Source organism: Tenacibaculum sp. AHE14PA (assembly GCF_019278465.1).
GTDB classification, from domain to species: domain Bacteria; phylum Bacteroidota; class Bacteroidia; order Flavobacteriales; family Flavobacteriaceae; genus Polaribacter; species Polaribacter bernardetii.
The window spans coordinates 2,378,961-2,399,663 of the sequence record NZ_CP058983.1 but is presented as its reverse complement, the minus strand read 5'-3'; the positions used below and the strand labels follow the sequence as shown (position 1 = coordinate 2,399,663).

The following is a 20,703-nucleotide window of genomic DNA, read 5'->3' as shown; positions in this document are numbered from 1 at the left end:
ATTATTTTGGAGATTGACCTGTTGCCTTGATAAAAAACAGTTTAATTCACTTATTAACATAGGTTAATTAACTATTAATAAATGTGTTATATATTTGTAGTGTTATTATGTATAGCGTATCCCCAATATGTTATAATCCCCTAAGTAATAGCATCCCCTTAAAAAACAACCCCCAACTCGTGGCCCTTGTGTGTTACGAGTTTTTTTATGCACTTTTTTATACAACAAAGTCACTATTATTCTTTTTGAAATTGTTTTGGAGATTGACCTGTTGCTTTGGTAAAAAAACGAGAAAAATAAGCAGGATCGTTAAATCCTAAATCAAAAGCTATATGTTTTACAGCCTTTGTTGAGTATAGTAACTGACGCTTTGCTTCGATTATTATCCTATTCTTAATAAAATCACTTGGAGTTTTATTGTTTGTTTTTTTTAAATGCTTTGTTAGTGATTTAGAAGAAATACCCAAACGATTGGCATAATCACTTACACTGTGTAATTTCTTAAAATTTAATTCTACTAATAAACTAAAGTCTTTAAACAACTTTGTTTCTGCATCTTCTTTAATTATAAAATCTTCTTTTTTAATACGAACTGAATGAATGATAAATTGTTTTAAATAGGCCTGTAACATATCATATTGTGCTGTCTGATTATTTTCAAATTCATCTATTAAGCTCTCAATAATAAAACTCAACTTTTTAACATCTTTCTCTTTAGGCTTAACAAAGGGTGTTTCATATATATTGTTAAATAAAACGCCGTTACAAGCAACTTCAGTGTCATGAGTTTGTATACAGTAAAAATCTTGAATGAAATTTAATTGATAAGCTACTTTTATTTCTTCTGAATCTACAGAAAAAACTTGTCCTGGTGATAAAAAAAACAAAACACCGTCGTTAAAAGAATAACTTTCAAAATCGATATGATAAGTACCGCTACCTTCTTTTATCCAAAAAATCTTATAGGTATTTATTTGTTCTGGTTTATTAACTACACAAGTTTTTTCGAATTTTACTTCTTCTAATTTAAAAACATCTTTATACTTATAGGTTTTTATTTCTTGAATAGCCATTGTTTTATTTCATTTTATTCTTGGTCGAAAAAATATGATTAGCTAACAAAACAAGGCTATCTTTGGTATAAAATTAAAGTTATATTGTGTAAGAATTATTTATATATCGTTTTACTGTTTTTCAGCTTTTCATTATTCTCACAATCTAACTGGAAAAAATTCAAGGAACTTTCTCCTCCAAAGAAAACCTGGGTTATATTACATCCTTTAAAAGCTAAAAAAGCTTTGCTAATCTCTGAAAAAGCTTACCAAATAGCCGATTCAATTAAAAAAACGCCCTTGCTAGATGGTGATGCCTCAGGAGGACAAGTAGATGCCTTTCGCCATGCTTTTTGGATGGCAATTTTACGCCAAGAAATAGGGAAAACTGCGGCGCGTTCTTTAGGTAAATCACACGAAAAAGAAAACTATAGAACTTATAAAAAAAGTAAACTAGAAGACGGCGTTGTTCCTGATAAAATAGCAACTACCATGGATTTATTCAACAATGAAGTAGGTCTTTCTCTTACCCGAAAAGGAGGTGAAATCCCTGAGAAAAGTTTAATATATCGTGTTATAAATGAAATTTATTTTGGCAGACTAAAAGTCATAAAAAAAGATAGTGTTGGTAATTTTTTAACATGTAATAACAAACCTATTTCACTAAAGTCTTTAAAAGGTAAATGGGAGAATAATAAATGTTTGGTAAATTCTAATTATAAAAAATAATGCAAAAAGTATATTTTATTTCTGGTACTATGTGTACAATTGATTTATGGCAATTTGTGTTTCCTAAATTAGAAAACATAGTACCTATTTATATAGATATTACTTCGGCAACTTGTTTTGATGAAATTAATAAAATAATAGTAGCTAAAATTGAAGCTCCTGCCTTAATTGTTGGGTTTTCTTTAGGTGGGTTTTCAGCTTTAAACTTTGCTGTTCATTATCCACAAAAAGTAAAAAAATTAGTAATAATTGCAGCAAATACAAACGGATTAAATGAAAAAGAAATAGCGCTAAGAAAAAGTACTATTTCTTTTTTAGAAGAACATAAATATAACGGAATTTCAAAAGCAAGGATTCAACAATTTTTACATTCTGATAATCATCAAAATAAAGAAATCACTGCTATAATTAAAAAAATGGATGCCGATTTAGGTAAAGATGTTTTAATTCGCCAGTTAAAAGCTACGTCTGTTAGATTAGATATCTCAAAACAAGTTTTAAAACTAAATATCCCGATAGTTTTTATTGCTGCTGAAAATGATAATTTAATTCCTGTTAAAAACATAAAGCTTCTTGTAAGTAAATTAAAAAAAGGCAGGTTTATTAGCATTAAAAACTGCGGACACATGATTACCTTAGAAAAACCAAAAGAATTATCTGGGGTAATAAATAGTGTTGTTTTTTAACTTATTTTCTAATAACTTCGCTATCACTTTACTCATAATCTTTAATCAGGTAATTATAAAAACTTTAAAAGATTGAAAAATCACTTAAGTTAAGTGCATAAGAATATGACAAGATTTATTAAAAAACATAAAAAAGAAATTGGTCTTGCTCCTGATGATTTAATCTTTAGAGGAGAAAAAAAAACAGATTCAATTTCACTTAGAATTATTGATTTCGATTCTAAAAATTTAACTGAAAATACTGCCAAAACGGTAAAAGAAATCAGTGAATTTCAGCATAAAGAAACTGTTACTTGGATAAATGTAGATGGGCTTCATAACACTTCTATTATGCAAGAAATAACAACTGCTTTTAAGCTAGATACTTTAGTTTTACCCGAAGTTTTAAATACAGAAGCGAGACCCAGAGTTATTGAGTATGACAATTGTACATTAATATCAATTAAGATGTTAATGTTAGATGAAAAACAAGGCAAAACAGTTGTTGAAAACTTAAGTTTAATTCTTACTAAAACGGTGTTAATGTCTTTTCAGGAGCAAAAAGGAGATGTGTTTGAACCTGTAAGAGAAAGAATACGAAAACAGAAAAAAAGAATACGAACCGGAGGAACCGATTATTTAACCTTTGCCTTATTAGATATTGTAGTTGATAACTACCTATATGTAATTAGTGTTTTAGGTGAAAAAATAGAAACTTTAGAAGAAAACCTACTATTAAACCCTAGCAAGGATACTATTAGAGAAATAAATAATTATAAACGTGAACTAAACTTCTTAAGAAAAAACATAAAACCAGCGAAAGAAATGATTTTTTCTTTGGCAAAAACTGATTCTGATTTTATTACCGAAAGCACTTATGTTCACTTTAAAGAGCTTGAAGATAATATTAGCCAAGCAAATGATGCTACAGACAGTTACCGTGAAATTTTATCTGACCAATTAAATGTATATCACACCACAATTAGTAGTAAGCTAAACGATATCATGAAATTTTTAACGGTGTTTTCTGTAATTTTTATTCCGTTAACTTTTATCGCAGGTATTTATGGTACAAATTTCGAATATGTACCAGAACTTACTTACAAATACAGTTATTTTATCATGTGGTTTGTCATGATAATAATTGCTGTTGCTATGCTTATATTTTTCAAGAAAAAGAAATGGTTTTAATCCATTTATAGTTTTTTTACGATGAAAAACAACAAAGAAATAGATAAAATAGCCTTTATTGAAATTAAAGACGGGAAGATTTTAAGCACACTATCTAAAGGTAAAACTAAATATTACATACCTGGCGGCAAACGTGAAAGTGCTGAAAGTGATAAACAAACTCTTGTTAGAGAAGTATTTGAAAAATTAAGTGTTAAAATATTACCAGATACTGCAGAATACATAGGTACTTTTTCGGCACAATCAGACGGAGAAAAAGAAGGAATAAGTGTAATAATGACGTGTTATAGAGCTAAATATTCTGGAGAATTAAAAGCGAGTAGTGAAATTGAGGAAATAAGGTGGTTAAATTTAAAAGATCTTCAAATTATTTCTGCCGTTGATAAAAAGATATTCACTTTTCTTAATCAAAAAGGAGAGTTGATGTAAAATGAAAACAACTTAATTATAGATCAAAAAAAGATACATTTTATTTAAACACATTCTAAATGTGCCACAAAAAAAATAAGATAGTTTGTTCGGCTAAGAGTTATAGCTTAAATTTGTGTTATATTTTTTAATCAATAAATAAAATAATGGGATTATTAAAATCTTCTATTGGAAGAAAATTTGCCATGGCACTTTCGGCGTTCTTCTTGATGTTCTTTTTATTACAACATTTTGCAATAAACATCACTTCAATTTTTCCGGACGACGGAGCAACATTTAACAAGTTATCTCATTTTATGGGAACCAACCCGTTAATTCAATATGTAATGCAACCTGTCTTAATTTTTGGTGTAGTTTTTCACTTTGTAATGGGGTTCGTCTTAGAATTAAAGAACAACAGTGCTCGTAAAGTAAGTTATGCGAAAAATAACGGAGGTGCAAATTCTACTTGGATGAGTAGAAACATGATTTGGTCTGGTATTGCAATTTTAGCATTTGTAGTATTACACTTTATCGATTTCTGGTTTCCTGAATTGAATACAAAATTCATTAAAGGAGACATGTCTGGTCTTATCAACCCTGATGTTGCTGATAGCGGACTTAGATACTTTGAGGAATTACAGCACAAATTTGTAAACCCTATTAGAGTAGGAGCTTACGTATTAGCGTTTGTATTTTTAGCAATGCACTTATTACATGGTTTTACTTCGGCTTTCCAATCGGTTGGAGCAAACAACAAATACACTAAAGGATTGAAAACATTCTGTAAAATTTATGCAATTGGTTTACCTGTAGGATTTATCATTATTGCATTATTTCACCATTTCAATCATTAATACGAAACAAGTATGGCTTTAGATTCAAAAATACCAAAAGGTCCATTAAAAGATAAATGGACAGATTATAAAAATCATATCGATTTAGTAAATCCAGCTAACAAACGTAACATTGATGTTATTGTAGTTGGTACAGGATTAGCAGGTGGTTCTGCTTCAGCAACTTTAGCTGAATTAGGCTACAACGTAAAAGCATTTGCTTATCAAGATTCACCTCGTAGAGCGCATTCAATTGCGGCACAAGGTGGAATTAATGCAGCAAAAAACTACCAAGGTGATGGTGATTCTTTTTACAGATTATTTTATGATACTGTAAAAGGTGGGGATTACCGTTCTCGTGAAGCAAACGTGCACCGTTTAGCAGAGGTTTCGGCAAATATTATTGATCAATGTGTAGCTCAAGGAGTTCCTTTTGCACGTGATTATGGTGGTTTGTTAGATAACCGTTCGTTTGGTGGAGTATTAGTTTCTCGTACTTTTTATGCAAAAGGACAAACGGGGCAACAATTATTATTAGGTGCTTATTCTGCAATGAACCGTCAAATTGCTCGTGGTAAGATTGAAATGTTCAATCGTCATGAAATGTTAGATGTTGTTTTAGTTGATGGAAAAGCTCGTGGAATTATCGCCCGTAACTTAGTTACTGGTGAAATAGAACGTCACTCGGCACATGCAGTTGTTATTGCTTCTGGTGGATACGGAAATGTATATTTCTTATCAACTAACGCAATGGGATCTAACGCAACTGCAGCTTGGAAAATACATAAAAAAGGAGCGTATTTCGCAAATCCTTGTTATACACAAATTCACCCAACATGTATTCCTCGTTCGGGAGATTACCAATCGAAACTGACCTTAATGTCAGAATCATTACGTAATGATGGTCGAATTTGGGTTCCTAAAAATATGGAAGATGTATTGGCTATTAGAGAAGGTCGTAAAAAACCAACTCAATTAACCGAAGACGAAAGAGATTATTATTTAGAAAGACGTTATCCTGCGTTTGGTAACTTAGTACCACGTGATGTTGCCTCTAGAGCAGCTAAAGAACGTTGTGATGCTGGTTACGGAGTAAATGCAACAGGTGAAGCAGTTTATTTAGATTTTGCTTCTGCTATACAGCGTTATGGTGCTGAACAAGCAAAAATTCAAAATATTGTAAACCCATCTGATGCAAAAGTATATGAATTAGGGAAAGCAATTGTTGAAGCTAAATATGGTAACTTATTTCAGATGTACAATAAAATTGTAGATCAAGACCCATATAAAACCCCAATGATGATTTACCCTGCAGTGCACTACACAATGGGTGGTGTTTGGGTTGATTATAACTTAATGACTACTGTTGACGGATTATACTGTTTAGGAGAGGCCAACTTCTCTGATCATGGTGCAAATCGTTTAGGAGCTTCTGCTTTAATGCAAGGTTTATCAGATGGTTATTTTGTATTACCTTATACTATTGGAGATTATTTATCTGGAGATATTAGAACAGGTAAAATACCAACAGATACAAAAGAATTTGATGAGGCTGTAAACGAAGTTACAGACCGTATTAATACATTTATTAACAATAAAGGAGAACATTCAGTAGATTATTACCACAAAAAATTAGGTAAAATTATGTGGGAAAAATGCGGAATGTCTCGTAACGAAAAAGGGTTAAAAGAAGCTATGGCAGAAATTAAAGCTTTACGTGAAGATTTTTGGAAAAATGTAAATGTACCAGGTAATGCTAATGAAATGAATCCTGAATTAGAAAAAGCAGGTCGTGTAGCAGATTTCTTAGAGTTAGGTGAATTATTTGCTAAAGATGCATTAGATAGAAATGAATCATGTGGTGGTCACTTTAGAGAAGAGTCTGTTGAGTTAGATGGTTTACAAAAAGGAGAAGCTAAACGTAACGATAAAGATTACGCTTATGTTGCTGCTTGGGAGTACAGAGGAGAACCTGCAGATGCAGTTTTACATAAAGAAGAATTAGAGTTTAACGATATTGAATTAAAACAACGTTCATACAAATAAGAGGATATTATGAATTTAACACTTAAAATTTGGCGTCAAAAAAACGCAAGTGATAAAGGGAAAATGGTCGATTATAAAGTAACCGATATCTCTGAACACATGTCTTTCTTAGAAATGATGGATGTTTTAAACGAGCAGATTATTAATAAAGGTGAAGAACCTGTTGCTTTTGATCATGATTGTCGTGAAGGAATTTGCGGTATGTGTTCTATGTATATTAATGGTGAGGCACATGGTCCTGATCGTGGTGTTACTACTTGTCAGTTACATATGCGTATGTTTAAAGATGGAGATACTATAACTATAGAGCCATTTAGAGCTGCTGCATTTCCAGTAATTAAAGATTTAACGGTAGACAGATCAGCATTTGATAGAATTCAACATGCGGGTGGTTATATCTCAGTAAACACTTCTGGTAATACACAAGATGCAAACTCAATTCCTATCTCTAAAGAAGCTGCAGATAAAGCAATGGATGCAGCAACTTGTATTGGTTGTGGTGCGTGTGTTGCAACTTGTAAAAATTCTTCTGCAATGTTATTTGTTGGAGCTAAAGTATCGCAATATGCTTTATTACCACAAGGGCAAGTAGAAGCTACAGATCGTGTTTTAAACATGGTAGCACAAATGGATGCTGAAGGTTTTGGTAACTGTACAAATACAGGAGCTTGTGAGGTTGAATGCCCGAAAGGAATTTCATTAGAAAACATTGCTCGTATGAATACTGAGTTTATGAAAGCTAGCTTAAAAGGATAAAACCTTTTTTATATATAAAATTAAAATCCCGAGTTTACACTCGGGATTTTTTTTATTTAGAAGCAATTACATTTTTTTCTGTAACAAACCCTTTAATTTTTATTCGTGTTCGTTTTATTTTTGCATTTGATATGATGGTAAACATTTTAGAAAAAACCACCTATTCTATTCGTATCACAAGTAACCTCTATACTTCCATTTTTACCTGGCATAATTGGCTTTTCTGGTTTCTTTGGCACAGCACAACCACAAGTGGATGCAACTTGTTTTATGATTAAAGGAGCGTTACCAATATTAGTAAACTCAAAAACTCGTTTCTTTTCTGAACCTTGTGTTATTTTGCCATAATTTATGGTAGTATTTACAAATTTAAACTCTTGGGCATTGGCAGCCATTGTTACTAAACAAACGGCGATTAAAATTGATTTCATCTATTTTAGTTTTTAGTATTATATTCTTTTTTAAAAATTCTATTTTTATATGGGATTATTCTTGAGTGTCATTCCGAATTTATTTCGGAATCTCATTTGATAGAACACGATTAAATTACTTTATTAATTCTCTCAATCATTGATAGCGCATTGGCATCATTTGGTTTTAATTGTAAAACCTTATTATAATTCTTTAATGACTCCTTATAATTTTTAATAGTAAAATAAGCTTCTCCCATACTATCATAAACAGGATATTTGTATGGATACATTTTAGTATTTAGTTGAAAAACAAACAATGCTTTTTCTGTGTTTTTAGATCTAAGTAATTTATAACCATATGTATTTAATTCTCTACTTCCTTTAGTAAATTCAGCAAACGAAATCACTAAGTTATTTTCATCTTTTTCTAGCTCCTTTATGGTTTTTACTTTCATTAAAGCATGTAATCGCTCAACAATAATATAATTAGGTGTGTAATTTTTACCGTTAATAATAGTAAGTATATCACGTTCGAAATCTTGTTTTGGTGATTCAATAATTCTACCAATTTCTTTATCATTTTTATAAAAAATAAAAGTAGGAACTCGGTGAATATTCAGCCCTTTTTCTTCTCCGTTTGGTGATACTTTATAAGCTTCTGGTTTTTTATCAACAGCAATCATAAACAATTTCTTGGTGTCAAAACCAACTTCATCTATCACTTTATAAAATTTCGGAATTTCTCTTTTACTATCACCACACCACGTACCGTAAAAAGCTTTAATTGTATAATTTGTAAGAGGTTTTTTTAATCGACTAACTACTTTATCATTCGTTAAATATTGATTGTAATTTTCTTGAAACCAAGAAAAATCATCAGTATTAAAAGCTTTTTTATCAGTTCTACCTAATAACATCAGTGTGCCTTTACTGTCTTTTGTTGTATTATTAATCTGTTGTCCGAAAGCAATACTGTTAATTAACAAGCATAGTAATATGGTTGATTTTTTCATTTATTTATGTTTTACTCGAAAGTCCATATTTCTTACATTAAAAAAAAATCAGAAGTATATACATCAAAAAAAAAGGTATCAACTGCAATAGCGCATTAAAAAGCGGCAGTATGTACTTTGTAAATAACCTTTGGTACCTATTATTTTGCCGAATGGCTTAATTTTAGTTACTTACAATCACTATGATTAAACTAAGTAGAAAGCACAGCGCAGAACTCTTAATACACGTACTTTTTTGGGTGTTATTTGTATTTGTATCACTATTTGTTTTTACGCCTTATTATTGGGCTGAAAATCCGTTTTTACAGTATTTTTTTATCCTAGTTGTTATTGTTTATGTGAACAATCAAGTTTTACTACCTTTTTTCGTGAAAAAGAAATGGTATCTATTCTATGCCCTCATTTTTACATTCATATCGTTTTTAGCCACACAATTGTATTGTTATGTTTTTGCACGCTGCGGATGCACAATCATGAAATGCTTAAGTGATTATTTGTGGCAGACTTTAACTCCACTTTTATTTTTCTCTTTTATATGGATGTTATTTCGATACATCGATCAATCAGAAAAAGTATTGAAAATAGAACAGGAAAGAACTGAAATGGAATTAAAGTTCCTAAAATCACAAATTAATCCACATGTATTGTTTAACAATTTAAACACCATTTATTCGTATGCGATTGAGAAACCAGACAAAGCACCCGATTTGATTTTAAGATTATCAGACAATTTAAAACATGTGTTGTACGAGAGCAATACCGAAAAAGTAAATCTTGATAAGGAAATTCAGTTTATAGATAATTACATAGCATTTCATAAAATCAGAACTGAAGGAGTTAAACAAATTAATTACCAAACCTCAACAGACAATAATCTTTATGAGATTGCACCATTGTTATTAATAACAATTATAGAAAACGCCTTTAAACACAGTGTTTTTAATAGTGTTATTGATATAAATATTAAGGCAGAACAAAATAAATTAACCTGTATTTGTGAAAACCATTACAATGAAAAATTAATAAAAAGTACAGACGCAATTGGCTTAGATAATCTTAAAAAACGTTTAGATTTATTATACAAAAACAAGTATGAATTAAATATTAATAATACTAGCACTTTTAGAGTATCGTTAGTGGTAAATATTAATTATATATGAATTGTATTATTATAGAAGACGAGCTTCCGGCACAAAATATTGTGAAGAATTATATACGTAAAATTCCCGATTTAGAATTAATAGCTGCTTTTCAAACAGCAACTAGTGCGAATGAGTTTTTAAAAAGCAATACAGTAGATATTATTTTTTTAGATATTAATTTACCTGATATACCTGGATTAGATTTTATAAAAACAATTAGAAATCCGCCGAAAATAATTATTACAACTGCCTATCCTGATTATGCAGTTTCTAGTTTCGAATTGGATACAATTGTAGATTATTTAGTAAAACCTTTTTCTTTTGATCGCTTTTTAAAAGCAGTAACAAAAGCAGAAAATCAAGTAAATAATATAAAAATTAAAAATAAGGAAGTAATTTACTTAAATATAGATAAAACCATCCATAAAGTATATTTAGAAGAAATATTGTATTTAGAATCTGATAGAAATTATGTCACTTTTTTTACTATTGATAGAAAACTAACAATTATAGATTCTTTAAAAAATTGGAAAGATACTTTAGACACCCGTTTATTTGTACAAATTCACAAGTCGTATGTTGTAAATGTAAAAAGAGTTGAGAAGTTTACAGGAACTAACTTATGTATTAAAAACAAAATTCTGCCTATTGGCAGAACTTATAAAAAAGAACTATTGGTTAGCTTAAAAACTAACCAATAGTTCTTTTTTTTCATTATAAGAATTAAAAACTTATTCCCAAGTATTAATTGCTGCATCTCCTCCCCAAGTTATAGTAACTAAGTAAGGATTATCTATAAAAGGGTTTCTGTTTCCTTGTACATCATAAATTACATTATTTCTTTGTCTTTCGAAATCAGAAACAGGATCTTCTTTATTCCACTTTAAGAATAACTCCTTAGAACCAACCTTTTCAAAAGTTTCACCATATCTTACATTTAAATAAAATACCATTCTAGCGATATCTCCTTTCCATTCATCTCCAGGAAACCAAGTACTACCTTCCTTTTTATATGTTCCTGTTCCATCTATAAAAGGAAAATTAGACCTTTGTGTGTTAATAGCATCATCACATGAACGTAAATGGTGCAAATCTGTAACAGCATCCTCAGCTGATAATTTAGATTGTGGATAAACGTGTTCTGTATTAAATGTTTGTGTAGGATATGTATTAGATCCAGACGTATACTCTCTTTCATCTCTACTTTCACTTGTGTACATTAAAATAACGTTATCTACATTACTTAAATCTTCATCTGCGTTATATAAATAATTATGTCTTTCACCATAAGTTAATATGTTGCTATGAGATTTGGTAACTAAATCTATTAACGTATTGTAGTTGGTGTTTTGATCGTCTATGAAAGATACGCCATTATAATAAGCTGCTAATTCGGCAGGTATATTAAATGATATTACTTCTACAACGTTTATTGTTATTGTTGCTGTTGCGCAAGTTGCTGTTGCGTCGTTATCACATAATGTATATGTAAAATTATCTTGTCCTGTAAAGTCTGCAACTGGTGTGTACGTTATTGTTCCGTCGCTATTTAAAGTTACAGTACCATTTGTACTTGTATCATCTAAAGAATCAACTTTAGCACCATCTATAATGGTATCATTATCTAGGTGGCTACTAATATTAATTGTAGAATTAATACCTACATTATAACTATCGTTAACAGCTTCTGGACTGCCTTTATCTGCAACATTAATTGTAACAGTAGCTGTAGAACAAATTTCAGGTGACACTTTACTACAAATAGTATAGTTAAAAGTATCTTCGCCAGAAAAATTATTTGATGGGGTGTATATGTATGTAATACGGTCTACTTCAATAGTACCTCCATTAGCTGTTGCATCATCAAAGGTAATAGTAATTCCTGTAGATGGGTATTCATCGTTAGTTAAAAAACTAGGTAGCTCTAAAAAAGTACCTTCATTAGCTTCAAAAACATCATCTTTTGCTATTATTACTATTTCTTCATCTATTGGATCAGGAGTAGGATCTGGTTTTACAACATCTGATTCATTTCCTCCACAATTGATAAGTAACAAGGTTAAAAAACCAAGAAATAATACTTTTTTCATCATTTTACTCTTTAAGTTATTGTTTTATTATTTTATCATGCACTTTGGTTGGAATATTATCATTCCACACTGTTAATATATCTGTAGCTACACTTGCTCCGCTACCTGCTGCTATAGCAAACTGACTGCGTATACCTGATAAAGTACCGCAAACATACAAACCTTTTTTAATTAAGTAGTTAAAATTGCGCAATTGTACTCTGTCTTTCATCACATTAGCTCTCATATGAGGCTCAATATACTGCTCTAGTCCTGCTATTTCAAATGGTTTAGAGTAATTTAAGGCTATAACTACCTTTTTACTGTAATATTCATTTTTGTTAGTTATAACTTTATAACCTTCTTCACTATCTAAAACCGATAATACTTTTTCATTTTCAATTTGAGAAACATGTGGATATTGATTAGACAATTGTTCTTTACCTTGCTCTAAAATATCACTACCTAAAGTACCAACAGGTAATCCTAAAACATTATTAAACAAAGCATTTTGTAAATGAGATATTCGTTGATGCATTAAAATACCAACTTTTTTATTTTTTGCATATTCTTTTTTATAAGCAGAGCCTATAACTAGTGCGCATTGCATACCAGAAACTCCTCCTCCTATAATTAAGCAATCAAAACTCATTTATGCTAATAATACTTTTATATTCTCTGCAAATAATCTTACTGCAATAGCTAGTAAGATTACTCCAAAAATCTTTCTAATAATTTTAATTCCGTTATTACCTATAATTTTTTCTATTCTAGATGATGTTTTTAATACAATGTAAATAACTATTACGTTTAATAAAACGGCAATAATTATATTTGATATATGGAACTCTGCTCGCAAAGATAAAAGAGTTGTTAAACTACCCGGCCCTGCTATTAAAGGAAATGCTAACGGAAAAACAGTTGCTGTTAATGTTTCATCCTCATCATCTTTATATAAAGTGATTCCTAAAATCATTTCTAAAGCGATAAAAAATAAAATAAATGCACCTGCAACGGCGAAAGAATGTACATCTACACCTATAACTCCTAATAATTCTTTACCTACAAATAAAAACAGAATCATTATAGCCCCAGCAATAACAGATGCTTTTTCAGACTGTATATGCCCAACCTTTTTACGTAAGTCGATAATAATAGGAATGTTACCTATAATATCAATTACTGCAAACAACACCATAAACGCAGTAAAAACTTCTTTTATGCTAAAATCCATAATATCTTTTTTTTCAGCTGCAAAATTATATAAGTAATGTCACAATCTAGTATTTTTGCACCTAAATTTTATGTGAAGTTATTGTTAACTTGCACTTTTAAATATATTTTATGTTTCAATTAGGAAAAACTATCGTTTCAGAAGATCTTATCGATAAAGATTTTGTTTGTAATTTATCTGCCTGTAAAGGAGCTTGTTGTATTGACGGAGATGCTGGCGCACCTTTAGAAAAAGAGGAAACAAAGATTTTAGAAGATATATATCCTAAAATTAAACCCTTCCTCCGTAAAGAAGGTATTGAGGCTATTGAGAAACAAGGTGTATGGATTACTAGTGACTTTAGTGAACTAGAAACTCCTTTAATAAATAATGCCGATTGTGCTTATGTTATTTTTGATGATAAAAACACTGCATTATGTGCTATAGAAGAGGCTTACAACCAAGGTATTGTAGATTGGAAAAAACCTGTTTCTTGTCACCTTTATCCTGTTAGAGTGAAGGATTACAGTGAGTTTTCTGCTGTTAATTATGATAAGTGGGAAATTTGTGATGATGCTTGTTCTTTAGGTAAAGAATTACAAGTACCAGTTTATAAATTTGTAAAACAAGCACTAGTTAGAAAGTTTGGGCAAAATTGGTATGATGAATTAGAACAAATTGCAGAAAAAAGAAATAGATAATCTAATATATTATTATAATAAAAAAACGACGCTAAATAGCGTCGTTTTTTATTATTTTCAAAGTATTATTATTCTAATTAACACTAAAACTCCAAACTTGCCCTATAGACTTTGCTCCTGAGTTATCAATCGTATTAACTTTCCAGTAATATGTTTTACCTGTTGCAACAGTTACATTATATAATTCTTCATCTTGAGAACTTGTTACATCTGTTAAGTCTGCATCTTGGCCAAAGAAAACCTCATATGATAATGTGTCATCTGTATTAGAATCTGCGCCCGTCCATTTTAAATCAACAGATACAGTTGATGCATCTAATGCTGATTCAGCGGCTGGACTAATTAATTCTGCTGTAAAAGGAGCATTATTTGCTTCTCCTGTTCCTTTCGTATAAAATGCAAATACTGAAGATGCTTCTCCCGATAAGCCTTTACTGTCGGTAGCGGTTACTCTCCAATAATATGCAACGCCCTTGTCTAAATTAATAGATTTAGTGGAAGAACTTGCTGTTTCTGTTTTAATTATAGTAGCCATGTCACGGCTATTAGAAAATTCAACTTTATAACTAATAGCATCGTTATTAGCATCTGTAGCATCGCTCCAATCAAAAGCAATTGTATTATCTATACATAATAAATCTTGTGTTGGGTATGCTAAACTAACTTTACTTGGAGCTTCGTTAACCACCTCTGGTTCTCCTCCGCCTTTACTACTTCCACCTCCACAGGCAACAAATAATGGAAGTGAAAATAATGCGATTTTTTTTATTGCTTTTCTCATTTTTTTAAGATTTTAAAAGTATTAGTCTTATCGTTTCCTAATTTCAGTATATAAATACCTGCTTTATAACTATTGAATGGAATTGATAATTCGTTTCCTTGTCTTTCTATTGTTTTATCTAAAACAACTTTACCTGTTACATCAAACACAATAACTTTAACATTATTTGATGTATCAACCGGTAATAATAATTCGATAGATTCTGTTACTGGATTGTTTCTTAAGAAAACATTATCAATAACTGTTTTAAATTTACCTTCACATGCTTTTGCTGTAGTTACCTCTAAAACACCTTTTCCTTCAACCTTAACGTTAAATGTTGATTGCTCGAATGTATTAATTAAATCGCCATTTAAAAACACTTTATAAGGTGCCGTTCCTGAACTTACATTTACGGTGTAATCTCTAGATTGGTTGTTTTTAGCCACTCTTAATGAAAAAGCTTCAGCTGCTTTTATATTTATTTCAAAACATTGCTTATAATCTTTACCGTCAATCTCTACACAAATTTCATAGCTACCAGGAGTTAAATTTTCGAAAGTAAACGATGTAGATGTCAATGCTGTGGTTTCTTCTTTACCCTCTCCTTTTAATGTTACCGTATAGTTTACAAAAATTTGCTGAACATTAATGGTAATTTTACCATCGCTTTCACCTGCACAAGTTTCTGAAATAGACTCAATTTTAATGTTATCTGTATCTAAATAACTAGTATCACAAGTATCTCCAACTCCGTTTCCGTTAGTATCTGTTTGATCTGAGTTTGCAGTATTTATACAGTTATCAACATCATCCATAATACCATCGTCATCGGTATCTTGACAAGCATCTCCAACTCCATTTCCATCTGTATCTTTTTGATCAGGGTTTGCTGCATTAACACAATTATCTACACTATCTAAAATACCATCTTCATCTGTATCTTGACAAACATCTCCTACACCATTTCCATCAGTATCTAATTGATCAGGGTTTGCAGTACCTGGACAGTTATCAACATCATCCATAATACCATCTTCATCGGTATCCTGACAAGCATCTCCGATTCCGTCGTTGTTAAAATCTTTTTGATCTGCATTTTTAGTATCTATACAATTATCAACATCGTCCATAATACCATCTTCATCGGTATCCTGACAAGCATCTCCTACACCATCTCCGTCAGTATCTAATTGATCAGGATTTGCAGTATTTATACAATTATCTACGTCATCCATAACACCATCTTCATCGCTATCTTCACAAGCGTCTCCGATTCCATTTTCATTTGCATCCAATTGATCAGCATTAGCTGTGCTTGGGCAATTATCTACCCCATTTAATACCCCATCACCATCATCATCTCCTGTTGGGTCTGATATAAATTTACCTGAAAAAACCCCTCTTCCATAAGTTGCTGCAAAAACAGTATTATCATCACGCAAATCTAAATCTAAAACAGGAACATTGCTCATTCCGTTATATGACTGTGTCCAACTAGGTGAAACTGCATTAAAGTTTTTTGTTTTCCATACACCTAAATCAGTTCCTATAATTACTTCATTTGTACTAATTGGATTTTGTAATATTGATTTTACTGGTAAGTCTGGCAAATCCCCTTCTTTATTAGCCCAGTTAATTCCTCCATCTGCAGAGTACCAAATATTTACAACACCATAATTATGCATTGTTACAAAAATTTCATCTTCATTTTCTCCTAATTCAATATCTGATACCGTTCCTACAAAATCAGCCCCGGTAATTTCAGACCAAATACTACTGTCTGTATCTGCATTTTCTATTTTTAATACCTTTCCGTTTTTTAAACCTGCAAAAAGTAGACTTGATGTTGTTGTATAAGTAGATATTTTCAGAGTAGATGGCGCTGAATCCATTAACGAATTTGAAAGTGTACTTTTCTGAGGAACTATTGTTAATATATCTGAGTATCTTCTAATAGAAATACCTGTAGAACCTGAATAGTTTGAATATAGAATATTAAGATTTGAATCTAATTCCTCTTGATTAATAAAATCTCCATTAGATGAATCTTCATCATTAATCGTATAAGATTGTTCCGTTTTATAATCATACAAAACAATACTTTGATTATAAACATAATTAGATATAAAGTATTGATCATTTCCGTCAGTATCAAAGAAACTAGCAGCTCCATCACCTCCTGCAGCTCTTATAGAACTATTAATTCCTGCTCTAGCTGTTTCTACTAGTTGAGTTCCGTTGTCTTGAGCTCCTGCAATGAAATACTCTTCACCTGCAAATGCTGTTGATGGTGCTACACCTACGGTATAAAATTGTAATGTATTATAGTTATTATTTCTTGCCGAAATAATACTTCCTGCATTATTTGAAAAATATACTCCACCGTCGTTACCAAAAACCATTCTTGACGAAGAGGCAAAGGCTAAACCATGCTGATCTGCATGCACATTTTGAGAACCAAAACCTCCATACCAATGTGAGCGTTGATCCCAGGTTTGACCTGCATCTGTAGATTTAAATAAATCTATACCTCCAACATAAAGAATATTTTCATTATTTGGATCTACTTTTAGTAATAAATCATAAAAAGCTTGACCTCTCGTAAAATCATTTGCAGGAATACCTGTGTCTTTATCATCTGGTAATGGTAATTCATTTACTGTCGCAAAATCATCAGTTGTTTTAAACATTTTAACTGGTGTTACAGAACTATTTATTTGAGACAAAACATAAACTGTACCTGCATTAGATGGTGAAACAGCTATTTCTGTTCTTGACCCTGTTTCTACGGAATATATTAAATTAAAAGTATCACCATTAACTGATTTTAAAATAGCTCCACCTCCATCTCCATAAGTATAACTAGAAGTTGTACTTAAATAGATAGAATTATCAGCACCTAATTCAAAATTATTCGGCTCATATTCATTTCCTGCACTTGTTTTTGGCATGTTTAATTTAGAGAAGTTTACACCGTCTGTAGATTTATAAACACCATAACTGTCTCCCCCTAATGAAACACCCCCTAAGTAGCCAGATTCACCTGCTGCTATATAAACTTCTGAAACTCCTGAATTATTTCTTATAACAATATCATTAATATGTTGTATTCCAGGAACAACTAATACATTTGTTGCATTACTTCTACCTTTGGTTAAAGTAATATTAACCGCTTCAGTTGATAGAGCGTTTATTATTGCATTACCGGCTGTTCTGGTTGTCATAACTGCTGGTATTGTGACTGAAGCATCATCCCCTCCCATTGGTATTGGATTTCCATCAACATTATTTACCATAACAACTGCTATAGCACCCGCAGTTTCCGCTTGCTTAACTTTTAAATCAAAATTACAACTACCTCTCCTTATTACTGCTATTTTACCATCTAACTCACTTGCGTTAGTCAATTCCTCACAACCATTATCAAATGGTGCTGTTATATCATTAACTAAAACTACGTCTCCAGTAACTGAAGCTCTTAAATCTCCACCAAAGGCAGTAGCCAAGGTTGATATATATTCTCCTGAAATACTTGCTGGACTATTAACCGTAACCTTTGAGTTTGCATCTAAGAAAGAAGCTCCATCAATACCTCCAAAAATATTAGACCATGTAACTCCACCATCGGTAGATTTCCATAAACCATCTCCGTTTACATCTCCGCTTACATAAGATTCTCCAGTACCTACATAAAATATATTTGGATTATTTGGATCAGCTGCAATACAAGATACTGCTAGATTTTCAGGGATTCCTACACGAATCCATTTAGAGTTTACATCTGATATTTTAGTGTTTTTCCATAAACCGCCACTAACTCCTCCGGCAAAAACAGTTTCATCTGTAGTATCATTTGGATCAAATAAAAGTGCTCGTGTTCTTCCTCCTACATTATCAGGACCTCTTTCTTCCCAAGCATTAGTAGCTTCACCAGGAACTTTTTGACCTGCTCTTAGCTTACTCAACTCCTTTTGAAGTCTTAAAACATCTCTCTTATAAGTTCTTCCTGTATTAGGGTTTATTTCACTTAAATATTTTTGTTCGAAATAAGCATTTGGAGGTAATCCTTGTGCTTTTCTTTCTTTTTTAGGAAGTTTTCCTATTTTCTGAAAAGGGTGATTTTTCAAAAATTCTGCGTGTTGACTTCTCAATTTGTCGGCAGCTGTCTCTTTAGTGCCTATTGAATTAAAGACAACACCACCTACAGCTAAAACAAGTAAGCCAACAAATAGTATTTTTTTATTCATGGTAAAGTTATTTATGATATATAACAGTTAGTGTTAAAATTACCCTAACTTTTTTAACAAAAAGCTAAAATATAGATTATATTTACTAATAAAGCTTAATTTAATAATTAATTACGCAATATTTCCTTTTGTTTTTTTAAATAATCGTATTGCAAAACTATCCGACAAACCAGATACATAACTACAAATTTGCATAACCCTATCATAAAGTGCGGCTTTTTCTTGCTGATATTCATCAGGAAGTAAATTCAACACCAGTGTATCGTAGTTAGATTGTGTTCCGTTATACTTATTGTTTAACGCTGTTACAAAAACATCTAATAGGTCTGCAATAATCTTATACCCAGCAACTTCTTTTTCGATGACATCTTTACTACGGTATATTTTTTCTATACTTATTTTAATGATATCGTTAATTTGTGCTTCGTATATACATTTATCTAGTAATGATTTTTCGAAACTACCGTTTAAAATAGCTGTTTCATTTTCTAAAAAGATGTCAACTGCTTCGTTAATTAACACACCTATTGCTAAAGCTCGTAAATAACTAATACGGTCTTTTGTGTATTTTAACGAATGATATTTTTTACTATCAATCGTGTTTTTAACCAACTTAATCATATACTCTAAAGCATAATCTTCATCGATTAGCCCTAAATTAATTCCGTCTTCAAAATCGATAATTGTATAACAAATATCATCTGCAGCTTCTACTAAATATGCTAATGGATGACGATAATAGGATATACCGTCACTTTCTTTTTTCTGTAAACCTAAATCGTTCGCAACATCTAAAAAACCTGCTGTTTCCGACTGAAAAAAGCCATATTTTTTATCGACTATATGTTTTGTTGGTTTCTTCGGAAGTGATTCTTTAGGGTATTTCATAAATGCTCCTAAAGTTGCATAACTTAAACGCAAACCTCCTTCGCTACCTGGCTTATTTTCGGTTAAAATCTTGAATCCGTTTGCATTTCCTTCAAAATCTATTAAATCTTGATATTCTTTTTCGGTAAGTTGCTCTTTATATTTTAATCCGTTACCGGTTTTAAAATACTCTCCGATGGCTTTTTCACCTGAATGCCCAAAAGGCGGATTCCCAATATCATGTGTTACGGATGCCGCAGCAACAATCGCTCCGAAATCATTAAAAGTGTAGCCTAAATCTACTAAATTCGGGTGGCGTTCTAACAATACTTTACCAACACGTCTTCCTAAGGTTCTACCAACTACCGACACTTCTAAACTGTGTGTTAATCGGGTGTGTACAAAGTCGGTTTTTGATAACGGAATTACCTGTGTTTTATCTTGTAAACTACGAAAGGCTGATGAAAATATAATTCTATCAAAATCTACTTCAAAGCCTAAACGGGTTTCGTCTTGTAATATGCGTTCACGTTTTTGTGTATCACCAAAACGTTTTAAAGAAAGGAGTTGTTCCCAGTTCATTGGTTTCATT

The 20,703-nt window shown here is 31.3% G+C and carries 19 protein-coding genes; 10 read left to right on the top strand and 9 right to left on the bottom strand.

Going from position 1 to position 20,703, the window contains the following annotated elements; genetic code table 11:
* Nucleotides 1-236 precede the first annotated feature (236 nt).
* Nucleotides 237-1,073 carry a helix-turn-helix domain-containing protein gene (locus tag H0I30_RS11005; protein WP_218771909.1) on the bottom strand — a complete coding sequence of 279 codons (837 nt, stop codon included), beginning with the start codon at nucleotides 1,071-1,073 and terminating at the stop codon, nucleotides 237-239.
* 225 nt (nucleotides 1,074-1,298) lie between these two features.
* On the opposite strand from H0I30_RS11005, the gene H0I30_RS11000 reads away from it, so the two are divergent.
* From H0I30_RS11000 to H0I30_RS10970, 7 genes are all read left to right on the top strand, one after another.
* Entirely contained in the window at nucleotides 1,299-1,781 is a 483-nt protein-coding gene (locus tag H0I30_RS11000; protein WP_255554374.1) for a hypothetical protein, read from the top strand.
* Nucleotides 1,781-2,467, top strand: coding sequence for an alpha/beta fold hydrolase (locus tag H0I30_RS10995; RefSeq protein WP_218771907.1), 687 nt, complete (start codon nucleotides 1,781-1,783; stop codon nucleotides 2,465-2,467). Before H0I30_RS11000 ends, H0I30_RS10995 begins: the two co-directional genes overlap by 1 nt.
* 105 nt (nucleotides 2,468-2,572) lie before the next feature.
* Complete coding sequence (gene corA, locus H0I30_RS10990) at nucleotides 2,573-3,637, top strand: magnesium/cobalt transporter CorA (RefSeq protein WP_218771906.1); 1,065 nt, start codon at nucleotides 2,573-2,575, stop codon at nucleotides 3,635-3,637.
* A gap of 21 nt (nucleotides 3,638-3,658) precedes the next feature.
* The gene (locus H0I30_RS10985; RefSeq protein ID WP_218771905.1) at nucleotides 3,659-4,066 is read left to right on the top strand and encodes an NUDIX domain-containing protein; all 408 of its coding nucleotides are present in this window, start codon (nucleotides 3,659-3,661) and stop codon (nucleotides 4,064-4,066) included.
* A gap of 143 nt (nucleotides 4,067-4,209) precedes the next feature.
* On the top strand, nucleotides 4,210-4,902 hold the full coding sequence (locus tag H0I30_RS10980; RefSeq protein ID WP_218773521.1) for a succinate dehydrogenase cytochrome b subunit: 693 nt from the start codon (nucleotides 4,210-4,212) through the stop codon (nucleotides 4,900-4,902).
* A gap of 12 nt (nucleotides 4,903-4,914) precedes the next feature.
* Complete coding sequence (locus H0I30_RS10975) at nucleotides 4,915-6,927, top strand: fumarate reductase/succinate dehydrogenase flavoprotein subunit (protein WP_218771904.1); 2,013 nt, start codon at nucleotides 4,915-4,917, stop codon at nucleotides 6,925-6,927.
* Nucleotides 6,928-6,936: 9 nt separating this feature from the next.
* Nucleotides 6,937-7,683 (top strand): succinate dehydrogenase/fumarate reductase iron-sulfur subunit, encoded by a 747-nt coding sequence (locus tag H0I30_RS10970; protein WP_218771903.1) that lies wholly within the window; start codon nucleotides 6,937-6,939, stop codon nucleotides 7,681-7,683.
* A gap of 146 nt (nucleotides 7,684-7,829) precedes the next feature.
* On the opposite strand, the gene H0I30_RS10965 is transcribed toward H0I30_RS10970, so the two are convergent.
* Both H0I30_RS10965 and H0I30_RS10960 read right to left on the bottom strand, forming a co-directional pair.
* Nucleotides 7,830-8,114 carry a DUF1573 domain-containing protein gene (locus H0I30_RS10965; protein ID WP_255554373.1) on the bottom strand — a complete coding sequence of 95 codons (285 nt, stop codon included), beginning with the start codon at nucleotides 8,112-8,114 and terminating at the stop codon, nucleotides 7,830-7,832.
* A 110-nt stretch (nucleotides 8,115-8,224) separates the two neighbouring features.
* Nucleotides 8,225-9,109 carry a thioredoxin domain-containing protein gene (locus H0I30_RS10960; RefSeq protein ID WP_218771902.1) on the bottom strand — a complete coding sequence of 295 codons (885 nt, stop codon included), beginning with the start codon at nucleotides 9,107-9,109 and terminating at the stop codon, nucleotides 8,225-8,227.
* A 539-nt stretch (nucleotides 9,110-9,648) separates the two neighbouring features.
* On the opposite strand from H0I30_RS10960, the gene H0I30_RS13050 reads away from it, so the two are divergent.
* Complete coding sequence (locus H0I30_RS13050) at nucleotides 9,649-10,269, top strand: sensor histidine kinase (RefSeq protein ID WP_255555833.1); 621 nt, start codon at nucleotides 9,649-9,651, stop codon at nucleotides 10,267-10,269.
* The gene (locus H0I30_RS10950; protein ID WP_218771900.1) at nucleotides 10,266-10,952 is read left to right on the top strand and encodes a LytTR family DNA-binding domain-containing protein; all 687 of its coding nucleotides are present in this window, start codon (nucleotides 10,266-10,268) and stop codon (nucleotides 10,950-10,952) included. The genes H0I30_RS13050 and H0I30_RS10950 overlap by 4 nt, the downstream gene beginning before the upstream one ends.
* Nucleotides 10,953-10,982: 30 nt before the next feature.
* Here the strand turns inward: H0I30_RS10950 and H0I30_RS10945 are convergent, their stop codons facing one another.
* Genes H0I30_RS10945 through H0I30_RS10935 form a run of 3 tightly spaced genes read right to left on the bottom strand, consistent with a single transcriptional unit; the run spans nucleotide 10,983 to nucleotide 13,554 of the window.
* A complete protein-coding gene (locus H0I30_RS10945) occupies nucleotides 10,983-12,341 on the bottom strand; it encodes an endonuclease (protein WP_218771899.1) in 1,359 nt (452 codons plus the stop codon).
* Between the two features lie 16 nt (nucleotides 12,342-12,357).
* On the bottom strand, nucleotides 12,358-12,972 hold the full coding sequence (locus tag H0I30_RS10940) for an NAD(P)/FAD-dependent oxidoreductase (protein ID WP_218771898.1): 615 nt from the start codon (nucleotides 12,970-12,972) through the stop codon (nucleotides 12,358-12,360).
* The gene (locus H0I30_RS10935; RefSeq protein ID WP_218771897.1) at nucleotides 12,973-13,554 is read right to left on the bottom strand and encodes a MarC family protein; all 582 of its coding nucleotides are present in this window, start codon (nucleotides 13,552-13,554) and stop codon (nucleotides 12,973-12,975) included.
* 110 nt (nucleotides 13,555-13,664) lie between these two features.
* On the opposite strand from H0I30_RS10935, the gene H0I30_RS10930 reads away from it, so the two are divergent.
* Nucleotides 13,665-14,234, top strand: a complete 570-nt coding sequence (locus H0I30_RS10930) for a DUF3109 family protein (protein WP_218771896.1) — start codon at nucleotides 13,665-13,667, stop codon at nucleotides 14,232-14,234.
* 73 nt (nucleotides 14,235-14,307) lie between these two features.
* On the opposite strand, the gene H0I30_RS10925 is transcribed toward H0I30_RS10930, so the two are convergent.
* From H0I30_RS10925 to H0I30_RS10915, 3 genes are all read right to left on the bottom strand, one after another.
* Nucleotides 14,308-15,015, bottom strand: a complete 708-nt coding sequence (locus H0I30_RS10925) for a hypothetical protein (protein ID WP_218771895.1) — start codon at nucleotides 15,013-15,015, stop codon at nucleotides 14,308-14,310.
* The gene (locus tag H0I30_RS10920; protein WP_218771894.1) at nucleotides 15,012-19,244 is read right to left on the bottom strand and encodes a thrombospondin type 3 repeat-containing protein; all 4,233 of its coding nucleotides are present in this window, start codon (nucleotides 19,242-19,244) and stop codon (nucleotides 15,012-15,014) included. Before H0I30_RS10920 ends, H0I30_RS10925 begins: the two co-directional genes overlap by 4 nt.
* Nucleotides 19,245-19,355: 111 nt before the next feature.
* On the bottom strand, nucleotides 19,356-20,693 hold the full coding sequence (locus tag H0I30_RS10915) for a deoxyguanosinetriphosphate triphosphohydrolase (protein WP_218773520.1): 1,338 nt from the start codon (nucleotides 20,691-20,693) through the stop codon (nucleotides 19,356-19,358).
* Nucleotides 20,694-20,703: the final 10 nt, after the last annotated feature.